General features: G+C 61.1%; 1 protein-coding gene. It reads right to left on the reverse strand.

The features are described 5' to 3' along the window. Nucleotides 1–38 precede the first annotated feature (38 nt). A partial coding sequence (locus SB724_RS20640) for a VOC family protein (RefSeq protein ID WP_410572792.1) occupies nucleotides 39–262 on the reverse strand: 224 nt, incomplete at its 5' end.

The following is a 262-nucleotide window of genomic DNA, read 5'->3' on the forward strand; positions in this document are numbered from 1 at the left end:
CCGGCTTTCTCCCCGACGGTGACGTCACAGTCCTCGGGCTAGCTGCCCGCGCTTTCGTCCGACTGCCAAACGCCCAGGATATTGCCCTCGGTGTCCTTGAAGTAGGCGTAGTAGCCCATGCCGGGAATGGTTTCCTTGCCTTGGACAACCGAACCTCCGGACGTTTCCACCTGGCCAAGGGCAGCATCGACATCGTCCACGTCAATGGTGAGGATCGGGGTCTTGAGGTTATCCGTGCGTGGGAACAGGGCCCCGTTGATGG

It is taken from the genome of Bacillus sp. SIMBA_031 (genome assembly GCF_046535225.1).
GTDB lineage: Bacteria > Bacillota > Bacilli > Bacillales > Bacillaceae > Bacillus > Bacillus velezensis.